Annotated in this window: 17 protein-coding genes; 8 read left to right on the top strand and 9 right to left on the bottom strand. The window is 62.0% G+C overall.

The annotated features are described in order from the left end of the window. Positions 1 to 15: 15 nt before the first annotated feature. On the bottom strand, positions 16 to 1,047 hold the full coding sequence (gene znuA / locus QTL95_RS20965; protein WP_289721842.1) for a zinc ABC transporter substrate-binding protein ZnuA: 1,032 nt from the start codon (positions 1,045 to 1,047) through the stop codon (positions 16 to 18). A 101-nt stretch (positions 1,048 to 1,148) separates the two neighbouring features. On the opposite strand from znuA, the gene QTL95_RS20960 reads away from it, so the two are divergent. Genes QTL95_RS20960 through QTL95_RS20950 form a run of 3 tightly spaced genes read left to right on the top strand, consistent with a single transcriptional unit; the run spans position 1,149 to position 3,374 of the window. Continuing rightward, positions 1,149 to 2,168 carry an ATP-binding cassette domain-containing protein gene (locus QTL95_RS20960; RefSeq protein WP_289721841.1) on the top strand — a complete coding sequence of 340 codons (1,020 nt, stop codon included), beginning with the start codon at positions 1,149 to 1,151 and terminating at the stop codon, positions 2,166 to 2,168. After that, positions 2,161 to 2,979, top strand: a complete 819-nt coding sequence (locus QTL95_RS20955; protein ID WP_289721840.1) for an iron chelate uptake ABC transporter family permease subunit — start codon at positions 2,161 to 2,163, stop codon at positions 2,977 to 2,979. The genes QTL95_RS20960 and QTL95_RS20955 overlap by 8 nt, the downstream gene beginning before the upstream one ends. Further along, the gene (locus QTL95_RS20950; RefSeq protein WP_018900623.1) at positions 2,976 to 3,374 is read left to right on the top strand and encodes a Fur family transcriptional regulator; all 399 of its coding nucleotides are present in this window, start codon (positions 2,976 to 2,978) and stop codon (positions 3,372 to 3,374) included. Before QTL95_RS20955 ends, QTL95_RS20950 begins: the two co-directional genes overlap by 4 nt. On the opposite strand, the gene QTL95_RS20945 is transcribed toward QTL95_RS20950, so the two are convergent. Together QTL95_RS20945 and QTL95_RS20940 are read right to left on the bottom strand one after the other, a co-directional pair. Continuing rightward, a complete protein-coding gene (locus QTL95_RS20945; RefSeq protein ID WP_289721839.1) occupies positions 3,375 to 3,905 on the bottom strand; it encodes a gamma carbonic anhydrase family protein in 531 nt (176 codons plus the stop codon). A gap of 12 nt (positions 3,906 to 3,917) precedes the next feature. Next, on the bottom strand, positions 3,918 to 4,625 hold the full coding sequence (locus QTL95_RS20940) for a fumarylacetoacetate hydrolase family protein (protein WP_289721838.1): 708 nt from the start codon (positions 4,623 to 4,625) through the stop codon (positions 3,918 to 3,920). Positions 4,626 to 4,963: 338 nt separating this feature from the next. On the opposite strand from QTL95_RS20940, the gene dusA reads away from it, so the two are divergent. Beyond that, on the top strand, positions 4,964 to 5,995 hold the full coding sequence (gene dusA / locus QTL95_RS20935) for a tRNA dihydrouridine(20/20a) synthase DusA (RefSeq protein WP_289721837.1): 1,032 nt from the start codon (positions 4,964 to 4,966) through the stop codon (positions 5,993 to 5,995). Positions 5,996 to 6,247: 252 nt separating this feature from the next. On the opposite strand, the gene QTL95_RS20930 is transcribed toward dusA, so the two are convergent. From QTL95_RS20930 to uvrB, 6 genes are all read right to left on the bottom strand, one after another. Next, complete coding sequence (locus QTL95_RS20930) at positions 6,248 to 6,460, bottom strand: cold-shock protein (RefSeq protein WP_018900054.1); 213 nt, start codon at positions 6,458 to 6,460, stop codon at positions 6,248 to 6,250. A gap of 511 nt (positions 6,461 to 6,971) precedes the next feature. Next, the gene (locus QTL95_RS20925; RefSeq protein WP_289721836.1) at positions 6,972 to 7,175 is read right to left on the bottom strand and encodes a hypothetical protein; all 204 of its coding nucleotides are present in this window, start codon (positions 7,173 to 7,175) and stop codon (positions 6,972 to 6,974) included. Positions 7,176 to 7,229: 54 nt separating this feature from the next. Further along, positions 7,230 to 7,769 carry a hypothetical protein gene (locus QTL95_RS20920; protein ID WP_289721835.1) on the bottom strand — a complete coding sequence of 180 codons (540 nt, stop codon included), beginning with the start codon at positions 7,767 to 7,769 and terminating at the stop codon, positions 7,230 to 7,232. Between the two features lie 704 nt (positions 7,770 to 8,473). Continuing rightward, positions 8,474 to 9,265, bottom strand: a complete 792-nt coding sequence (locus QTL95_RS20915; RefSeq protein ID WP_289721834.1) for an SDR family NAD(P)-dependent oxidoreductase — start codon at positions 9,263 to 9,265, stop codon at positions 8,474 to 8,476. 848 nt (positions 9,266 to 10,113) lie between these two features. Further along, entirely contained in the window at positions 10,114 to 11,661 is a 1,548-nt protein-coding gene (locus QTL95_RS20910) for an anti-phage dCTP deaminase (RefSeq protein ID WP_289721833.1), read from the bottom strand. Between the two features lie 228 nt (positions 11,662 to 11,889). Further along, positions 11,890 to 14,916, bottom strand: coding sequence for an excinuclease ABC subunit UvrB (gene uvrB, locus QTL95_RS20905; protein ID WP_289721832.1), 3,027 nt, complete (start codon positions 14,914 to 14,916; stop codon positions 11,890 to 11,892). Positions 14,917 to 15,167: 251 nt separating this feature from the next. Here uvrB and QTL95_RS20900 point away from each other — a divergent pair, with 251 nt between their 5' ends. The 4 genes from QTL95_RS20900 to QTL95_RS20885 all read left to right on the top strand — a co-directional run bounded on the left by QTL95_RS20900 (position 15,168) and on the right by QTL95_RS20885 (position 19,965). Beyond that, positions 15,168 to 16,418: an MFS transporter gene (locus QTL95_RS20900; RefSeq protein ID WP_289721831.1), complete on the top strand. Its 1,251-nt coding sequence runs from the start codon at positions 15,168 to 15,170 to the stop codon at positions 16,416 to 16,418. A 176-nt stretch (positions 16,419 to 16,594) separates the two neighbouring features. Continuing rightward, complete coding sequence (locus QTL95_RS20895; protein WP_289721830.1) at positions 16,595 to 17,857, top strand: GGDEF domain-containing protein; 1,263 nt, start codon at positions 16,595 to 16,597, stop codon at positions 17,855 to 17,857. 84 nt (positions 17,858 to 17,941) lie between these two features. Beyond that, a complete protein-coding gene (locus QTL95_RS20890; RefSeq protein ID WP_289721829.1) occupies positions 17,942 to 18,295 on the top strand; it encodes a DMT family protein in 354 nt (117 codons plus the stop codon). 137 nt (positions 18,296 to 18,432) lie between these two features. Further along, positions 18,433 to 19,965 carry a DUF1800 domain-containing protein gene (locus QTL95_RS20885; RefSeq protein ID WP_289721828.1) on the top strand — a complete coding sequence of 511 codons (1,533 nt, stop codon included), beginning with the start codon at positions 18,433 to 18,435 and terminating at the stop codon, positions 19,963 to 19,965. The last annotated feature ends 5 nt before the right edge of the window (positions 19,966 to 19,970 follow it).

The following is a 19,970-nucleotide window of genomic DNA, read 5'->3' as shown; positions in this document are numbered from 1 at the left end:
GCGGTCGGGGCGTGGTCAGCTGTCCTTGGACAGGCAATCCTTGAGATTGTTGGCAATCCCGCGCATCAGCTGGAAATAGAGGTCGGGGCCTGCTTCCAGTGTCGCAGCTTCCGGATCGAGCACGCCGGCTTTCGCCTTGGTGGCCTCGAGAACCACATCGACGAGGCGCGGCTGGAACTGCGGTTCGGCGAAAACGCAGGTGGCGCCGAGATCGGCGACCTTCTTGTGGATCTCGGCGATGCGCTCGGCGCCGGGGATGGTTTCCGGGCTGACGGTGATCGAGCCTGCGACGCGCACATGATAGCGGTTTTCGAAATACTGGTAGGCGTCGTGGAAGACGATGAAGGGCTTGTCCTTGACCGGTGACACGATGCCTGAAATTTCCTTGTCGAGTGCGTCGAGCTTGGCGTTCAGCGCGTCGGCGTTGGTCTGGTAGGCAAGGGCATTGGCCGGATCGGCGGCGACGAGCGTCGTGGTGATCTCGGCGGCCATTGCCTTGGCGTTGACCGGGTCGAGCCAGAGGTGGGTGTCGAATTCGCCGTGACCGTGGTCATGATCGTCATGTGCCTCGGCGGCGTGATCGTGATCATGACCGGCCGCTTCATTGGCATGGTCGTGGCCGGCTTCGTGCGCATCGCCATCATGGTCGCCATCGTCATGCGCTTCGAAGGCGCCGCCTTCGCGGAACTTGAGCTTGGTCAGGCCGGGAGCCTTGTCGAGCTCTGCGACACTGGCATCGTCTCCGAGCGCTTCCAGCGGCTTCTCCAGGAAGGCTTCCATGCCGGGCCCGACCCAGAAGACGACCTTGGCATCCTGCAGCGCCTTGGCGTTGGAGGGCTTCATCGAATAGGTGTGCGGGGAGGCGGCGCCATCGACGATCAGCTCCGGCGTGCCGACGCCCTGCATGATGGCGGAGACCAGCGAGTGCACCGGCTTGATCGAGGTGACGACGACGGGTGCGTCCGCGCCGTGGGCCGTGCCGGCAAGGAGGAGGGCCGGGAGTGCGAGGCCTTGTAACGCCAGGGAAAGGCCGGTCGCGAGTTTCATGTGCATGCTCCGCTTGAATTGCATAGGTAATGTTATTACATCAATTGCGTTATGCTATAACGTGTGCGATAGCAGGGCGCAACAGCACTTTCGGAAAAATGATGCCATTACCCGCAAATTCCGAGGCGAGACCGCTCGTCTCGCTTTCCAATGTCGGTGTCCGCAGAAACGGCCGCTGGCTGGTTCGCGGCGTCGATTTTTCCGTCTCGCGCGGCGAGATCGTGACGCTGATCGGCCCCAATGGCTCTGGCAAATCGACGACGGTGAAGACGGCGATCGGGGTGATGAAGGCCGACGAGGGCAAGGTGACGCGCGCGTCCGGTCTCAAGGTCGGCTATGTCCCGCAGAAGCTCGCCATCGACTGGACGCTGCCGCTGACGGTGCGCCGGCTGATGACGCTGACGGGGCCGCTTTCGGCAAGCGACATGAACGAGGCGCTCGATGCCGTCGGGCTTTCCCACATGCGCGATGCCGAGGTGCAACACCTCTCCGGCGGTGAATTCCAGCGGGTGCTGATGGCGCGCGCCATTGCCCGCAAGCCCGATCTGCTCGTCCTTGATGAGCCGGTGCAGGGCGTCGATTTCTCCGGCGAGATCGCCATCTACGAGCTGATCAAGACCATCCGCAACAGGACGGGATGCGGCATCCTGCTGATTTCGCATGACCTGCATGTCGTCATGGCGGCGACCGACACCGTGATCTGCCTCAACGGCCATGTCTGCTGCCGAGGCACGCCGCAGGCGGTGACGCAGAGCGCCGAATATGTGCGGCTGTTCGGCAGCCGCGCGGCGCAGTCGCTTGCCGTCTACAGTCATGATCACGATCATACGCATCTCCCCGATGGCCGCGTTCTGCATGCGGATGGCTCGGTGACGGATCACTGCCATCCTGAGGATGGTCATCACCATGGCCATGATCATGGCTCTCATGATCATTCCGGGCACTCTCATGATCATGCGCATCATGACCACGGGCATGCTGGCCATGACCACGGGCATGCTGGCCATGACCACGGGCATGCTGGCCATGACCACGGGCATGCTGGCCATGAGCACGCCCACCATCATACGGCCGATGACGGGCACGGGCATAAGCATCCGGCGGGAGAGCGCCATGTTTGACGATTTCTTCGTCCGCGCCATCATCGCCGGCGTCGGCCTTGCGCTGACCACGGGGCCGCTCGGCTGCTTCATCATCTGGCGGCGCATGGCCTATTTCGGCGATACGATCTCGCATTCGGCGCTGCTTGGCGTGGCGCTGTCGCTGCTCATGCAGTTCAACCTGACGCTCTCGGTCTTCGTCGTGGCGGCCGCCGTCTCGATCCTGCTGCTCCTGTTGCAGAAGCGGCAGGCGCTGTCAGCCGATGCGCTGCTCGGCATTCTCTCGCACGCGACGCTGGCGATCGGGCTTGTCATGGTCGCCTTCATGACCTGGGTGCGCATCGACCTCATCGCCTTCCTGTTCGGCGATATCCTGGCCGTCTCCAAGGCCGATATCGCCTTCATCTGGGGCGGCGGCATTCTGGTGCTTGGTGCGATCGCCTGGCTGTGGCGGCCGCTCTTGGCCTCGACCGTCAATCCCGAGCTCGCCGAGGCCGAAGGGTTGAAGCCGGAGCGGGCGCGGCTGTTCTTCATGCTGTTGATGGCGGTCGTCATCGCGATCGCCATGAAGATCGTCGGCATCATGCTGATCACCTCGCTGCTGATCATTCCGGCCGCCGCTGCCCGGCGCTTTTCCTCGACGCCCGAGATCATGGCGGTGCTCGCCTCGCTGATCGGGGCGGTTGCCGTGGTCGGCGGGCTGTTCGGCTCGCTTACCTATGACACGCCGTCGGGCCCGTCGATCGTGGTCGCGGCCCTCATTCTCTTCATTCTCAGCCTGCTGCCCAAGTTCGGGAAGAGCCAGGCCGCCACGGAAGGACAAGGCTCATGAGCGCACCCGCACTGACCAAGAACCAGGCGCTTGTCTTCGACGTTCTCGAAAAGGCCGACGGCCCGCTCAGCGCCTATACGATCCTCGACAAGCTGCGCGACCACGGCTTTCGTGCCCCGCTGCAGGTCTACCGAGCGCTGGAGAAGTTGTTGGAATACGGCGTCGTGCACCGGCTCGAGAGCATCAACTCCTTCGTCGCTTGCGCGCATCCCGGCGAGAACTGCCACAGCCATGGCATCGTCGCCTTCGCCATCTGCGAGAGCTGCGGCCAGGTGATGGAATTCCACGATCACGAGGTCGACCATCGCCTGATGGACTGGACCAAGTCCAAGAAGTTCAAGGCCGAGAAGACGACGATCGAGATCCGCGGGCTTTGCGAGGCTTGTGCGGCGTAATCAATCCAGCCGCTTCAAATCGCGCGCGAAACGCTGCCAGTTGGCGACGTATTTTTCCGCCGAGCGCCTGAGGCCTTCGATCGCCTTGTCGTCGAGGGTGCGGATGGCGCGGGCGGGGGAGCCGACGATGAGGGAGTTGTCGGGGAATTCCTTGCCTTCCGTCACCAGCGCATTGGCGCCGACGAGGCAGTTGTTGCCGATCTTCGCTCCGTTCAGGACCGTGGCGCCCATGCCAACAAGCGAATTGTTTCCGATTGAGCAGCCGTGGACAATCGCATGATGGCCGATGGTGCAGCCTTGCCCGATCGTGACGGGATAACCGGGATCGGTGTGCAGCATGGCGCCTTCCTGGATATTGGTCGCCGCGCCGACCGTGATCGGCTCGTTGTCCCCACGCAGCACCGCGCCGAACCAGACGCCGACGTCACTTCCGAGCGTGACCTTGCCGATCACATGCGCATCGGGCGCGATCCAGTATGTGCCTGATGGCGGCAGATCCGGTTCGTGTCCCGAGAGCGCATAGATCGGCATGGTCGTTTCTCCTTAGGCGACGTTGATCGACAGCTTGGCGATGCCGTCAATGCCGCAATCGATATGGTCGCCGCGCTTGACGGCACCGACGCCCGCCGGTGTGCCGGTCATGATCACGTCGCCGGGGGCGAGTTCGAACAGCTTCGAGAGTTCGGCGATGATTTCAGGCACCTTCCAGATCATCTGGTTGAGATCGCCATCCTGGACGCGCTTGCCATTCAGATCGAGCCAGACGCGGCCGGCATCGGGGTGGCCGAGCTTTGCGGCCGGGACGATCGCCGAGACCGGAGCGGAATGTTCGAAGGCTTTCGCGAGTTCCCACGGGCGGCCGAGCTTCTTGGCGTCGGCCTGCAGATCACGGCGGGTGAAATCGATGCCGACGGCATAGCCGTAGACGCAATCGAGCGCGTTTTCGAGCGCGATATCCTTGCCGCCCGATTTCAGCGCAAGCACGCATTCGACCTCGAAATGCACGTCGTTCGATAGCGGCGGGTAGGGGAAGTCCTTGCCGTCGGCGAGCAGATTGTCGGCGTTCTTCTGGAAGAAGAAAGGCGGCTCGCGGCTCGGATCATGGCCCATCTCGATAGCATGGTCGGCATAGTTGCGGCCGACGCAATAAACGCGGCGGACCGGAAAGCGATCAGACGTGCCTTCGACGGGCAAAAGGACGGGCGCCGGAAGGGGGATGACGGTGGCGGCGGCGGAAGGGGAGATGGACATGATAAAGCGATGCTCTTGCTGTTTTGTTGAGTCCACTCATCTTATCCGCAAATGCGGCGGCGGGGAAAGCGTGGAGGGTGGTGATCCGCTGGGTAATCGCGTATGCCAAAGATCCCCTCCCAACCCTCCCCACAAGGGGGAGGGCTTAACCCGGAGGGTCCGCCGGAGCTCGATTGAGGCAGGTGGTTGCCGCGAGTCTTCTCCCCCTTGTGGGGGAGATGCCCGGCAGGGCAGAGAGGGTCTTTTTTGATATGCGGTCGCCGGACCTCGCGTTCCGGCATTGCTGCCCTGCGCCTCCGAAACTGGCGTTTTCCCCCGCTTTGGGGTATGAGCGCGGCATGACACCATCGCATTTCTATAAACAGGCGCTCGAAACGAAGCGGCCGGTCTTCGCGGTCGCACCTATGATCGACTGGACGGATCGCCACTGCCGCTATTTCCACCGGCAGATCAGCCGCAATGCGCTGCTCTATACGGAAATGGTCGTGGCCGATGCGATCATCCATGGACCGCGAGAGCGGCTGCTGTCGTTCGACGCGGCGGAGCATCCTGTCGCGCTGCAGCTCGGCGGCTCGGATCCGGAGAAGCTGGTGAAGGCGGTGGAGATCGCGGCTCCCTACGGCTACGACGAGATCAACCTCAATGTCGGCTGTCCCTCGGACCGGGTGCAATCGGGCACCTTCGGGGCCTGCCTGATGCTGACGCCCGATGTCGTGGCGGATTGCATCCGGGCGATGAAGAATGTTTCCTCGGTGCCGGTTACCGTGAAATGCCGGATCGGGGTGGACGAGCAGGAGCCGGAAAAGGCGCTGCCCGATCTGCTCGACCGAGTGCTGGATGCAGGGGCCGACGCGATCTGGATCCATGCCCGCAAGGCCTGGCTGAAGGGGCTCTCGCCGAAGGAAAACCGCGAGATCCCGCCGCTCGACTACGACATCGTCTACCGCACGAAAGAGGCGCGGCCGGACGTGTTCATCGGCATCAATGGCGGCATCCAGACGCTGGATCAGGCAGAAGAGCATCTGCGGCATGTCGACGGCGTCATGCTCGGGCGGGCGGCCTATCAGAACGCCGGCGTGCTCGCCGATGTCGATCATCGTTTCTTCGGGGCGGAGGCGGAAGCCTTCGACTGGGAGCTTCTGCGCGACCGGATGATGGACTACGCGGCGCGGCATATCGCCGAAGGCGGACGGCTGCAGCAGGTGGCGCGGCACATGGTGGGGCTGTTCACCGGGCTGCCGGGCGCGCGGCGCTACCGGCAGATCCTCTCCACCGATGCGGTGAAGGCCGGCGCCGGGCCGGAGGTGATCGCGGCCGCTTTCGCGGCGGTGGATTTTTCCGGCGGGGCGGAAGAGGCTGTCAGCGCCTGACGCCGCTCGTGCTGTCGTTTACGAAAGTCGCTGGCAATCCGTTGTCTCCTTTTCTGCGCGGCTAAAGGAGAGCCCCGGTATTCGTCTCCTTGTCCCGGTTGCCATCATCGCATGACCGGAAGGCGGGGGGACGCGGCGATGCCGAATTTCGTTCGGCGGCACGCGCGAAGCGAGCCGTCTCTCTCGCCCACAACGCAAAAACGGCGCCCCTCGCGGAGCGCCGTTTTCATCCCTGCCGAAGCAGCGATCGAATTAGTTGGCCGAGATGTTGACGGCCTTCGGGCCCTTGCCCATGCGATCCGGCTCGGTGTCGAAGGTTACCTGCTGGCCTTCGCGGAGCGACTGGATGCCGGAAGCCTGGAGAGCGGAGATGTGGACAAAAACGTCCTTCGCACCGCCATCAGGAGTGATGAAACCAAAACCTTTGTCCTGGTTGAAGAATTTTACGACGCCTTTGGTGGCCATTGGGATAGGTCCTTTTCCCTGTAGTCTGTCTGGTATCCATCCCCCCGAAAGGAAATGAACGGCTTTCACTTTCGCGCCCCCTCATCAAAATTCAGCGCGCGAAGGGTCAGTCGAGTAGTTCACGAACGGGGAAAGAACGTCTACGCACGTGAGGTCCCCCCACGCCACCTTCCCGCAAGAAGGCTCAGCCACATCAGTCCAGTCACCGGCATGCAAATGCCCGAGTAGCGAATTGGTGCCAGTATTCGAAGCAAATTGCAAGCGACATTATTCTCGCACTAGTTCATGCAAGGCGGGAATTGCCAAAGATTCAAAGACTTGACGATTGGTAACCTTTGATGACGACGGCTGTTTCGTTTCCGGATTCCGTGCCGCAACGGCACGTCAGGAGTGTTTTTCGCGGCCGAAATGCAATCCGAGGGACCCAATTTCAGCTCCGCGACGGGCCGGGCACCGCCCATCCACCACCATGTCTCCCGGCGGTGACACGGCGGCACGCGACCCGGCGCCTTCACTTCGCCCCGGCGGCGCCGAGCTTGTGCTGGATGATGTCGGCGCTGCCCCTGACATAGGAGACGACGGGCTTGCCGGCGGCGTCGGAGACGGCATAGGCGATGATCGATACATCTTCCTCGTAGGTGGAGACATAGAGCACCTGGGCGGGATTGACGTAGATCGTGTGGTTGTGGGTGTTCCTGAAGCCTACGAATGCCATTGCTGTCTCCTGCTGTCTCGCGGTGAGATATGCCATGCAGGCGTTGATGCAAGTTTAACGGGCTGGGTGGGACGGGGAGGAGATACCGGATATTGATGGCGGGCCTGGCGCCGCATCAGGGCACGCTTGCCGGTCCTTCTCGTCGACGGCCTGGAAGACCGGTGGCGCGGCATCGGCGTCGGCGATCAACGCCAGCGCGGCGTCGAGGCAGGCAAGGGCGGCGGCGTCATCGGCAAGACATTGTCGGGCGATCCAGCTTGCGTTGCCGCGCAGGCGCGGCGTCAGCGCATTGAGGAGTTCGAACAGCGGCCCGTGTTCGCCGTCGCGGGCGTCCGCACAGAGGGTCGCGGCCCAGCCGAGATAGTCGCTGTAGCAAGGCATGTATTCCTGAGGCAGCGTCGGGACGCAGACGGGCAGATATTTTGCCGGGCCGATCCGCAGGCAGGCGCGGGCGCGGCGACAGCGGCGGACGGGGCAGATCCCGTGCGGCAGATACATCATCTCCGCCGTCCGCGCCGCCAGCTCGCGGATCCGGTCAAGTCCGAGGCGGGCAAGCAGTATGTTTTTCGGTTGGTCGTCAGACTGCTGCGGCATTGCGGTCCTCTCCGGTTCGTGGGGTGGATCCGGGCGCGCGGCAAGGCCATCACGCGGCTGATGTCACCCGTGGCTTGATCCTGCACTGCTGGCGCCGACCCGAGGGGCGGCAATTCGGACGGGGCGCTCGAAAGAACCTCATCAAAAACTATAAATACTGGCGCCTCCGGCGCCCCGTTCGGCGGTTTATGCCCGAACTCCGGTCCCTCTGCAGCCGTCTTTCAAACTTCGCGACGGCGTTGTGTGCCTCACAGGCACGTCCAGGGCACTCCGACGGACAAGGCGCGCAAGCGCGATAGTCCGCCAGCCCCGGAGGGAGACCATTTTCTCGAACCCGTGATGTGAGGTTTTGCGTCCCACCCTCACACCCCGCGCCGATCCCGCCTCGCCGGCACGCCTGCCGGTGTATCCGATGACGGGACGAGGGGATGATGGCATGGGTCTTGGGGAGCGGGGATGAAACAGGCGCGGGACGGCTGATTTTCCTGCGAAAATCGACTGCGCCATCCTCAAGGATGCTGTGTTTCGCGTGCCTATGCGCTCACCCGAGGGGGGCGCATATGAGGCTACCGACGCCGCCCTGGCGTGCTCCGGGCTGCCGCGCGACGGTCGGTGGAGGCCGACACGAGCCCGCATGGCTGGCGTACCACCGCATGCGTTTATGTCCCGGCCGAACCCGCGACATCCGTCACGGGCACATGATCCTAGAGGGTGTCGATGACCCCGCCGTCGACGCGAACGGACGCGCCCGTCGTCGCGGAGGCGAAGGGCGAGGCGAGATAGGTCACCAGGTTCGCCACTTCCTCGACGCTGGTCGCCCGCTGGATGATCGAGCTGCCGCGATGCTGCCTGACGAAGGCGGCGGCGATCTCCTCCAGCGGCAAGCCAGTTTTGGCCTGCTCTTCGGCCAGCATCGCCTCCACGCCTTCGGAGAGCGTGGGGCCGGGCAGCACGGAGTTCACGGTGACGCCCGTGCCGGCCATGCGCTTGGCGAGACCACGGGCAACGGCGATGTCGGCTGTCTTGCTGACGCCGTAATGGATCATCTCCACCGGAATGTTGAAGCCGGATTCGGAGGCCAGGAAGATCACGCGGCCCCAGTTCGCCTTCTGCATGCCCGGGAGATAGGCGCGGGAGAGCCGGACCGCGGACATGACGTTGACCTGCCAGTGTCGATCCCAGACCTCGTCGCCGGCGTCGAAAAAGTCGATCGGCTGGAAGATGCCCGCGTTGTTGATCAGGATGTCGACCCGGGGAACCTGGGCGACAAGCGCCGCGCAGCCCTCGGCTGTCGAGAGATCGGCGGCTGCGGACGTGACGCTGCCCCCGGCGCCTTCGCCCTTGAGCCGTTCAGCGGTCTTCGCGGTCTTGTCTTCCGACCGGCCGTTGACCACGACATCGGCTCCCGCCCTTGAGAGCTGCCGCACGATTGCGTAGCCGATGCCTTCCGTCGACCCTGTGACCAGCGCCGTCTTTCCAGTGAGATCGATCTGCATTGCCTGCTCCCGTCACGGTTGGATGAGGGAGGGTATCGTCAGGCGGGGTGTCTCGCAATGGGGTGGTGGCGGGTGAGGGGTTGTGCCGCCATGGTGCGGGCAGGGCTCTCGGACCATTTTCTGCGCACCCCGGATGAGAGAGCTTGCGTCCTCCTCAAACACCCAGCGCCGACCCCACCTCGCCAGCACGCCTGCCGGTGTATCCGTGGTGGGATGAGGGGGTGATGGCATGGGTTTTGGGGGCGGGGAAATTGCAATGATATAAATAATCACGATACACATTAATGGCGATCGCGCTGCTAATCTTGCGGATGTATTTCTACTTACAGCTATTCTTACTTACGAAGGGGAGATCTATGTTATCTCTGCAGTCTATGAAACATATTCGGGTGAATTTCCGTAGATCCAGATATCTTTCGCTCTACAACTCGTTTCCACTTGAATAGATTTTCGTCAGTTGTGTTCTTCTGTTCGTATATGAACAAAATTGGTCCTTGCTTTGATTTATCTTGTAGTGTTTTTTTATGCCATGAAAGCTGATCTATCATCTCGTTGGCGTACTTAAAGTAAACTATTGGAAAATAAAGAATATCTTCTTTTCTGAATTTATCTAATACAGCGTTGTGGTCAAATTTTGGCCGGTCAAACGAGGGGAATATTCTCAAGTCGAATATAAGCCTAAAGCGAAAGCACTCAACATACTTGTTAAGCTCAACTTCATCACATTTTTTTATGTCAAGAAAACTGTATTTCCCAATAAGGAAATTTTCCACGTCGAACAGGTCCAGCTGAAATGGTTCAGCAGGTCTAAGTTTTGTTGGAAACTGTAGTACCTTTTTTTCCATATTTTATTTGTTGATCAGTTCAACGGCTTGCTTTTCTATCGTTTCGAGAGCGCCAATTCTTGCTCCCATTACGGGTCTTGTTCCAGTGGGTGGTGTGAATGCACCGTTTTCATCTTTCAGTTCACCTGATTTGATAAAGTGGTCCTCATACATCCTGGGACCGACACCCGTAAACGGCAAAATAAGCATATGCGTCTGTTTTTCTGCTTCAGCAGAATTGCTAGTTCGTATCGAATCCGAATGTAGATCGATTGCGAGACTCTTAACATACGGCTCGACGTAAAACACCTGTTTTACGCCAGCGGTGACTAAGTGCCGCGCGCAATTGTGACAGGGAAAAGTGGTGCAGAACAACATCGTATTGCGAGTACTTGTTCCTTGGCGGGCGGCCGAAAAAATGGCGTCCATTTCAGCATGAATTGATCGCGAATATTCGACTAGGTCCTTAATCCTTGGGATGTTCAAATCCACCGGAGCATTGCCGAGATATGCAGCGATAGCTTTGGCAACAACCTTATGTTCTGATTCACTCAAGGATTTTGATGCAGTAGAAATTCCCGCGGTTATTTGACTCACAACGGCGTCCCGAATTTCTTCAGCAATTAGCTTTTTATGTCGGCTGTTATGGCATCCTTGAAAGTTGAGTTTTCCGTCAATACTACTCCATTCCCAGACCGCACATCGACAATCAGGTTTGGAGCCTTCCACGTAGGTGCCGCCTCCATATTTGGGTACGTCGTTCGATCCAATTGAGATGATCTGACCGTGCTCAGAAGCTAGGGCTGCGCCAACTTGCCTTGACAAGCAAGAAGATCTCAGTGCAGCGGAAAAAGCAGTGTACATAGCCGTTTCTTCAGCCGTAGGGCGATGAAATCCTGAGCCGAGCAATATTTCACAGAAACGTTTTAAGTTTGCATTATTTTGGATGTTGATTTTTTCATCTTTGTTGTCGTCAACAAAATAGTCTGCGAGGTGAAATACTTCCCGCACCTGTTGCCCATTTCGTGACTTGTCCATCTCGTCACGACTCATAAAATCTATAACGTCTTGTAGTGGTGCACCTGCGAACTTAGCATCGGCCCCAATCTGGCCGAACAGGCGCTTAAATCGTCGATCATAGTCGCAATGAACTGCGACGAGTCTGAATGTCGAGCCGTAAACATCCCTTAACAGTTGAACCTCGGCCACATTCTTCAACGAATCAAGGAGATAGGCAATTTTCTTGCCTCCGACTGGTGCGTCGCCGCGTAATTCTCTGATTTTTTCGATCGCTAGCGACGCTAGGATGTATTCTTGATTCTCGCGAATGCCATCACCAGCATCTTGCAGAACCCGCGCCCTTTTTAACTGATCGATACCTTTGAATTCCGGCGTTGAGCGAATTTGCGGCAAAGCTCCGGCTGGAAGTCGTGCTTCAATAATGCCGCTCAGCTTTATCTGATGCACTTGATAACCCGACGCGAGGAGCGCAGCGTACAGTGCTGTTGAGATCGATGTGCAGCCGGAGCCAGCGTGTCCAACCAATCCAATTACTAGCTCGGCTGATGCCATTGCTAGATCGGTCCGAAGCGCTTTATTCGTAGGTTCCTCTGAGTTTAAGTTTGCTGCAGTTAGATTCATACGTAATACACCGTGATAAAAGATATTCTAAATCTATAAGATGCCGCGAAGATTTTCAATTGAAGAACACTCGTCGTCAACAACTATAAATAGCACCTTAAATCTATCTTCAGATATTGATGGTGCCGACGTTTCATCACATTATTTTCCTTAACCCACCTACCGCCCCGGCCGCCCCGTCTTGCCCTTCGTCCGCTTCTGCCGTTTCACATCGCCCGCATCCTCATAGCTGCCGACGCCCGCCTTGCCGCGCACCAGCGGGCGCGGGTCGTCGCGGTCCGGCTGGCCTTCGAGCAGGGGGGAGAAGCGCTTGGTGCTCTTGGCGGAGTCGGGCTTTTCCGGGAGCTTGCCTGACACGGGCTTTTCGGTGCGGCCGACGGTCATTTCGTCGAGGTCGTTGCGGCGGAAGGTGCGTGCGGGGATGGCGGTGTCGGTGCCTGGGCCCATGTTGTCGAGGGTGGGTTTCTGGAAGAGGGAGGTGGACTCGGCGCTCGCGGCTTTCCCCTCCCCAACCCTCCCCACAAGGGGGAGGGAGTTCGTTGAGGTTGCCGAGGGATTGAGGGACTCTTTGGTCGCCTTGGCGTTGCGCTTGATGCCTTCCATGGCCTTGGACTCCTCGCGCGCCATCGGGTCGTCCATGACCGCCAGTTCGGCGGCCTTGAGGCGTTTGATTTCGTCGCGGAGGCGGGCGGCCTTTTCGAAGTCGAGGTCGGCGGCGGCGTCGCGCATCTGTTTTTCCAGCGCGTTGAGATGGGTCTGCAGGTTGCCGCCCACGAGGTTGCCGCCGTCGGCAAAGCCCTTGCCCGAGGCGCCTGATATGTCGGCGCGGACGTGGTCGCGTTCGTAGACACTGTCGAGAATGTCGGAGATCTTCGCCTTCACCGATTCCGGGGTGATGCCGTGTTCGGTGTTGTACGCCACCTGCTTTTCGCGGCGGCGGGCGGTTTCGTCCATGGCGCGCTGCATCGAGCCGGTGATGTTGTCGGCATAGAGGATAACCTTGCCGTCGACGTTTCGGGCGGCGCGGCCGATGGTCTGCACCAGCGAGGTCTCGGAGCGCAGGAAGCCCTCCTTGTCGGCGTCGAGGATGGCGACGAAGCCGCATTCGGGGATGTCGAGGCCCTCGCGCAGGAGGTTGATGCCGACGAGGACGTCGAAGGCGCCGAGGCGGAGATCGCGGATGATCTCGATCCGCTCCAGCGTGTCGATGTCGGAGTGCATGTAGCGGACGCGCACGCCCTGCTCGTGCAGATATTCGGTGAGGTCCTCGGCCATGCGCTTGGTGAGCACGGTGCAGAGCGTGCGGTATCCCTTGGCGGCGGTCTCGCGGATCTCGCCGAGCACGTCGTCGACCTGGCTGCGGGCCGAGCGGACCTCGACCGGCGGGTCGATCAGGCCGGTCGGACGGATCACCTGTTCGGCGAAGACGCCGCCCGACTGGTCGAGCTCCCAGCCGCCGGGGGTGGCGGAGACGGCGACGGTGTCGGGGCGCATCGCATCCCATTCCTCGAAGCGCAGCGGCCGGTTGTCCATGCACGACGGCAGGCGGAAGCCGTATTCGGCCAGCGTCGCCTTGCGGCGGAAGTCGCCGCGGTACATGCCGCCGATCTGCGGAATGGTGACGTGGCTTTCGTCGATGAACAGCAGCGCGTTGTCGGGGATGTATTCGAACAGCGTCGGCGGCGGCTCGCCGGGGCTGCGGCCGGTGAGATAGCGCGAATAGTTCTCGATGCCGGCGCAGGAGCCGGTGGCCTCCAGCATCTCGACATCGTAGCGTGTGCGCTGTTCCAGGCGCTGCGCTTCCAGCAGGCGGCCGGCCTTTTCCAGCTCGGCGAGGCGCAGGCGCAGCTCTTCCTTGATCGCCTTGATGGCGCCGTTCAGCGTCGGGCGCGGGGTGACATAGTGGCTGTTGGCGTAGATCTTGACGCTCTTCAGGTCGCCGGTCTTCTGGCCGGTGAGCGGGTCGAACTCGGTGATGCTGTCGATCTCGTCGCCGAACATCGAGATGCGCCAGGCGGCATCCTCCAAGTGGGCCGGGAACAGTTCGATGGTATCACCGCGGACGCGAAAAGAGCCGCGGACGAAGTTGATATCCTGGCGCTTGTATTGCTGCGCCACGAGGTCGGCCAATAATTGACGTTGATCCAGGCGGTCGCCGACCTCCATCTGGAAGGTCATGGCGGTGTAGGTCTCGACCGAGCCGATACCGTAGATGCAGGAGACCGAGGCGACGATGATGCAATCGTCGCGCTCGAGCAGCGAGCGGGTGGCGGAGTGGCGCATGCGGTCGATCTGCTCGTTGATCGAACTTTCCTTCTCGATGAAGGTGTCGGAGCGCGGCACATAGGCTTCCGGCTGGTAATAGTCGTAATAGGAGACGAAATATTCCACCGCGTTGTCGGGGAAGAAGTTCTTGAATTCGCTGTAGAGCTGGGCGGCCAGCGTCTTGTTCGGCGCGAGGATGACGGCGGGGCGCTGGGTGGCTTCGATCACCTTGGCCATGGTGAAGGTCTTGCCGGAGCCGGTGACGCCGAGCAGCACCTGGCTGCGATCGCCGTTCTCCAGGCCCTCGACGAGATCCTTGATCGCCGTCGGCTGGTCGCCGGCCGGGGAATATTCGGAGTTCATGCGGATCTCGATGCCGCCTTCCGATTTCGGCGGCCGCGCCGGGCGATGCGGCGTCCACATCTTGCCGTCCTTGAACAGCGGGTTGCCTGATTCAATCAGCGCCGAGAGGGCTTCGACCGTCGCGGTAACAGCGGTGCCGGCCTTCAGGGTCGCGGCGTCCTCAAGGGAGACGTCGAGGCCGGAGACCGGATTTAGGCCGGCGGCGGCGCGCGTCTTCGGGTCGGTCGAGCCGCCCATCGATGTACCACGCGCACTTTTTGAAGCGCTCACGCTGTCGGCGCTTTGCGCCTTCGCTCCGCGGGGGCCTCGCACGGGCTCGGACGCCCGTTCGGGCTTGCGGCCTTCGGCCGATCTGGCGGCGATCTCCACCTTCTTGCGGTGCTTGCCGGCCTTGGAGGCGATCTGGCGCTGCGTCTCGACGCCGGATGCTTCCGCATTGGCCTCCAGCTGCTTCACCCAATCGGCGACGGACCCCTCGAGCGGGGCGCCTTCGAACGCGGATTGGGGAGCTTCCTCGAAACCATCGGGGGCGGGGGACTTTTTCGGAGATCTGGCCATGGCCGGAATATGGAGAGAGTCAGGGCGAAATGGAAGAGGCAAAGAGTACAAAAGGGAAACGGATTTTTGCGCCCATGACGTGCGCGGCGTCGTCGATCACGCGAAACGTGATGGAACAAGGGCAGTCATGCTGACGTTCCCGAATGCTGCCTGTCACAGCACCCACCCGCGCCCAAGCCTGGGCGATCCCTCTCTTCGACGGCATCCGGACTTTGCCCGCTTCGCCGCCGCTTTCGGACGGAGGATCCGTTATGTCCGCACTGGAAAGCCTGCGCCGGCTGACGCCGCAGCAGCGCAACACCGTCATCGCCAGCTATCTCGGCTGGACGCTCGACGCCTTCGATTTCTTCATACTGGTCTTCGTTCTCAAATATATCGCCGAGGAATTCCATACCGACGTTCCCGCCGTCTCGGTGGCGATCCTGCTGACGCTGGCGATGCGGCCGGTGGGGGCGCTGCTGTTCGGGCTGGCGTCGGACAAATACGGGCGGCGGATCACGCTGATGGTCAACGTGCTGCTCTATTCGATCTTCGAGTTCCTGACCGGTTTCTCCACCGGGCTCACCATGTTCGTCGTGCTCCGGGCGCTCTACGGCATCGCCATGGGCGGCGAGTGGGGCGTCGGGGCGTCGCTGGTCATGGAGACGGTACCGGAGGAGAGCAGGGGCATCGTCTCCGGCATCCTGCAGGCGGGCTATCCCTCGGGCTACCTGCTGGCCTCGATCGTGTTCTTCCTGCTGTTTCCCGTCATCGGCTGGCGCGGCATGTTCTTCGTCGGCGCTGCGCCGGCGCTGCTGGTGCTCTATATCCGCCGCAGCGTCGAGGAGAGCCCGGCCTTCCTGAAGCGCCAGAGCCAGGGGCGGCGACCGTTCCTCACCGTGCTGCGCGAGAATATTCCGCTGTTTCTCTGGGCGGTGCTGTTGATGACGGCGTTCAACTTCTTCAGCCACGGCACCCAGGATCTCTATCCGACCTTCCTGGAAACGCAGCGCAACTACGACAGCTACACCACCGGCGCCATCGCCATCGTCTACAATATCGGGGCGATCTGCGGCGGGCTGTTCTTCGGGGCGCTGTCGCAGCGGATCGGGCGCAAGAAGGCGATGGTGATCGCCGCGCTGATCGCGGTGCCCGTCGCGCCGCTCTGGGTCTACGCGCCGGGGCCGGTGCTGCTCGCCATCGGCGCCTTCCTGATGCAGTTCTTCGTGCAGGGCGCCTGGGGCATCGTGCCCGTGCATCTGAACGAGCTGTCGCCGGACGAGGTGCGCGGCACCTTCCCGGGCTTCGCCTACCAGCTCGGCAACCTCCTGGCATCGGGCAACGCCACCATCCAGTCGGCGCTCGCCGCGCACTGGAACGGCGACTACGCCTATGCGCTCCTCATCGTCGCCGCCATCGTGGCGATCGTGGTCGCCATTCTCGCCGGCTTCGGCTTCGAGAAAAAGGATGTACGCTTCGGCTCGGAGGATGCCGAAGCGCCGCACCGCGCCCTGCGCGCGTGAGCGCGGGGGCGGCTTTCGCGGCCGCCCCTTGTACGCTGCTCTTGTACCCTTCCTCTTGCCCCCTCCGGAAACCTCCTGTAAGTGACCGGCCGCTACCTGCGGTAGGCTTTTCTTAACGATCTTTGATTAGCCTTTTTCGCGGGAGATAAAGTATTGCGTATCTCCGCGAGAGCCTGATGGATTCCACCGATCGTTTCGCCTTCATGCTGCCGGTCATGATGATGACCTTCGGCTGCACCTTCCTCGTCGTCGCCCGGTTCGGCTCGCGCGAGGCGATCTTCTGGAGCATGGGCTTTCTCTGCGCCGCCGCCGGTTTCGCCGTGCCGATGGTGCTGTTTCCGCTGCCTGTCGTCATCCAGGCGCTGACGGCCGATCTTCTCTTCCTCGCGGCTTTCCATGGCTACAGCAGCGCGCTCCTGGTGCGCTTCGGGCGGCCGCCGAGCTTCCGGCTGCGCACACTGTTCTGCGCCATCGCCTATGCCGGGCTCGCCTATGCCGTCATCGTGTTGCAGAGCCTGCCGGCCGAGCTGATGATCAGCGACCTCGCCTGTTCGGCGCTGCTGATCTTCGCCATCGGCGCCTGCCTGCACAGTGCCACTCAGCTCATCGACCGCATCCTGCTCGGCGTCGCCTCGCTGATCGTCGTGGAGACGATCGTGCGCAATGTGGTGATGCTGGCGATCTTCACGCCGCAGGGCGGCATCGACAGCTTCGCCGGCTCGCCCTACGCCTTCGTCATGCAGGCCGGCGCCTCGGTGATCGCGCTGCTCTTCGCGCTCTCGGCGCTGGGCGCGACGACGCTGGATACGGTGGCGCAATATCGCGACGCCGCCGAAACGGATTCGCTGACGGGGCTGCTCAACCGGCGCGGCTTCGAGGATGCGGCCAGACGGCTGCGGGCGCGGGGGGCGCTGCACGGCGCCGTGCTCGTCTGCGACATCGACAATTTCAAGCGCATCAACGATACGCTGGGCCATGCGGCGGGTGACACTGTGATCGCCGGGCTGGCGCAGCTCCTGCGGGCGCGGCTGCCGGATCGCGCTTTCGCGGCGCGCTTCGGCGGCGAGGGTGGCGAGAAAGCCGTCGAGGAAGGGGCCGAGCCCGTCGCGGGCATCGGCGAGAAAGAAGTTGAGCGTGGCGAGTGCCACCAGGGAGCGGCCAGCCGGGGCGGATTTCGAAACGGAATGCACCTGATTTCCTCGCTAGCGGCCCTGCGCATCGGGCTTGTCGAAAACCGGGATCGATTTTCGGCAAGCCCGATGCCTGGATTCAAAAAGATAGAGCGTCCGTCTTGCGTCCTAACGGACCCACGTCGCTCTGGTGACCGCGACCGCCAGCTCGACGCGGGACATTTCCCTGGCTTTCGGTGCAGCCTGAAACGGCCGGCTTCGATAAAGGTTCCGGCCGAAACAGCCTGTGTTTCCTGTCGAAGGGGATAAATTTCGCGGCGACCCTCAGACCACTTGAAGCCATTGAATTTGGCGGTACATGCTGGCGCCAGTTTCAACTCTCGGGAATCGCCCATGCCTTTCGCCATCAGTCCCGCGGCCGTCTGGCCCATCGTCATGCTGCTTGCCTCCAATGTCTTCATGACCTTCGCCTGGTACGGGCATCTGAAGCACAAGAGCACGGCGATCTTCATCGCCATCGTCGTCAGCTGGGCGATCGCCTTCTTCGAATATTGCCTGGCCGTGCCAGCCAACCGCATCGGCTCGGAGGTCTATACGACGGCGCAGCTGAAGACGATGCAGGAGGTCATCACGCTGCTGGTGTTCTCCGGATTCTCGGTGTTCTGGCTGGGTGAGAGCCTGACCTGGAACCATGCGATCGGCTTCGCGCTGATCGCCGTCGGCGCGTCATTCATCTTCCGGGGCTGAGGTTCCAAGATTGCCGTTCAAGGCGCTTGCCGCGGCAAGCGCTTGAATTACAAATCGTCCATGTGCCGGTATTGCCGCAATTTGCCACCATTGCGGGCACAAATTGTCACCACCAAGGGATATGGAGGTGGCGACCGATGAGTCTTTCCTTTCCGACGATGGCGGCCATTCGCTTCGGTTACGGGTTTCGGCCCGGCGAAAATCCGGCGAGGAACAAGGGCGATCTGCTGGCACAGCTTGACGCGGGCGCGAAGGCGCCGGCCGCGTTTCCTGCCGGCGGGATCGATGCGCGGCATCGACAGATCGCGGCGCTGCAGGCCGATCTGCGGGATATCAGACAGAGCGGCGGCGACGACGCCTCGCGGCGCGAACGCCGCAAGGTTTTGCAGAAGCAGGCCCAACGCGCCTTCCAGATGGATGCGAACGCGCGGTTGATGCAGGCGGTGACGTCGCCCTACGGCTTCCACGAGCGGCTCTCGACCTTCTGGACCAACCACTTCTCCACCAGCGCCAACAAGAGCCTTGTCATGCGGATGCTCGTGCCGCTCTATGAGGCGGAGGCGATCCGGCCGCGTATCGGCGGGCGTTTTGCCGACCTGCTGCGCAGCGCCACGGAGCACCCGGCGATGCTGATCTATCTCGATCAGGCGGAATCGCTCGGGCCGGACTCCAAGGGCGGCATGCGGCGGAAGAAGGGGCTCAACGAAAACCTCGGGCGAGAGCTCCTGGAACTGCATACGCTGGGCGCCGGCAGCGGCTACACGCAGGCCGACGTGCGGGCGGCGGCGATGGTGCTGACCGGGCTGACGATCGACCGGCAGGAGATGGACATGGCGTTCCGCCCCGGCATCGCCGAGCCGGGCCGCCACGAGGTTCTGGGCATCGGCTACGGCGGCAACAAGCGGCGGCCGGGCGACTATCTGGCGATGCTCGACGATCTGGCCGCCAATCCGAAGACGGCGCAGCATATCTGTCGCAAGCTGGCGGTGCATTTCATTTCCGACCAGCCGCCGCAAGAGCTTGTCGCGGTGATGGCAGCGGCATGGAAGAAGACGGATGGCGATCTTGCGGCCGTCTACGGCGCCATGCTCGATCATCCGGCGGCCTGGGAGAATGCCGGCGCAAAGGCGCGCCAGCCGTTCGATTTCGTCGCGGCCGGGCTGCGGGCGCTCAATGCCGGCGCCGGCAGTGGCGACGTCGCGGGCTTTTTCGACGCCAACCGGGAGGACGATGCCGCCGACGCCAATGGGGCAACTGCCGGTGGCGGCGATGCAATGGCTGGCGGCATGGATGGCGAGGGCGCGGCAATGGCCGACATGTCATCCGACAAGGAGGCGCGGCTGAAGAAGCGCAAGGCGATGCAGACTGTCCGCGCGCTCGGGCAGGGCGCGCTGCGGCGCATGGGCCAGCCGATCTGGCTGCCGCCGAGCCCTGCGGGATTCGAGGAGAGTTTTTCGGCCTGGATCACCGCCAGCCAGCTGGCCGAGCGACTGGGCTGGGCGCGGCGCGCCACCGCGCAGTTCGGGCAGGGGCTCGATCCGCGCGAATTCCTGAAGGCGACGCTCGGCGATGCCGCGCGTGACGACACGATCCGCGTCGTCAGTCAGGCACCCAACAAGACAACCGGCCTGATGCTGGCGCTCGCATCGCCCGAGTTCAACCGCCGATAGGAGAC

Origin of the sequence: Rhizobium sp. S152, from assembly GCF_030380735.1 — a bacterium.
Taxonomy (GTDB): domain Bacteria; phylum Pseudomonadota; class Alphaproteobacteria; order Rhizobiales; family Rhizobiaceae; genus Rhizobium.
Note: the sequence above shows the minus strand (reverse complement) of the source record. Positions and strands in the feature narration are given on the sequence as shown.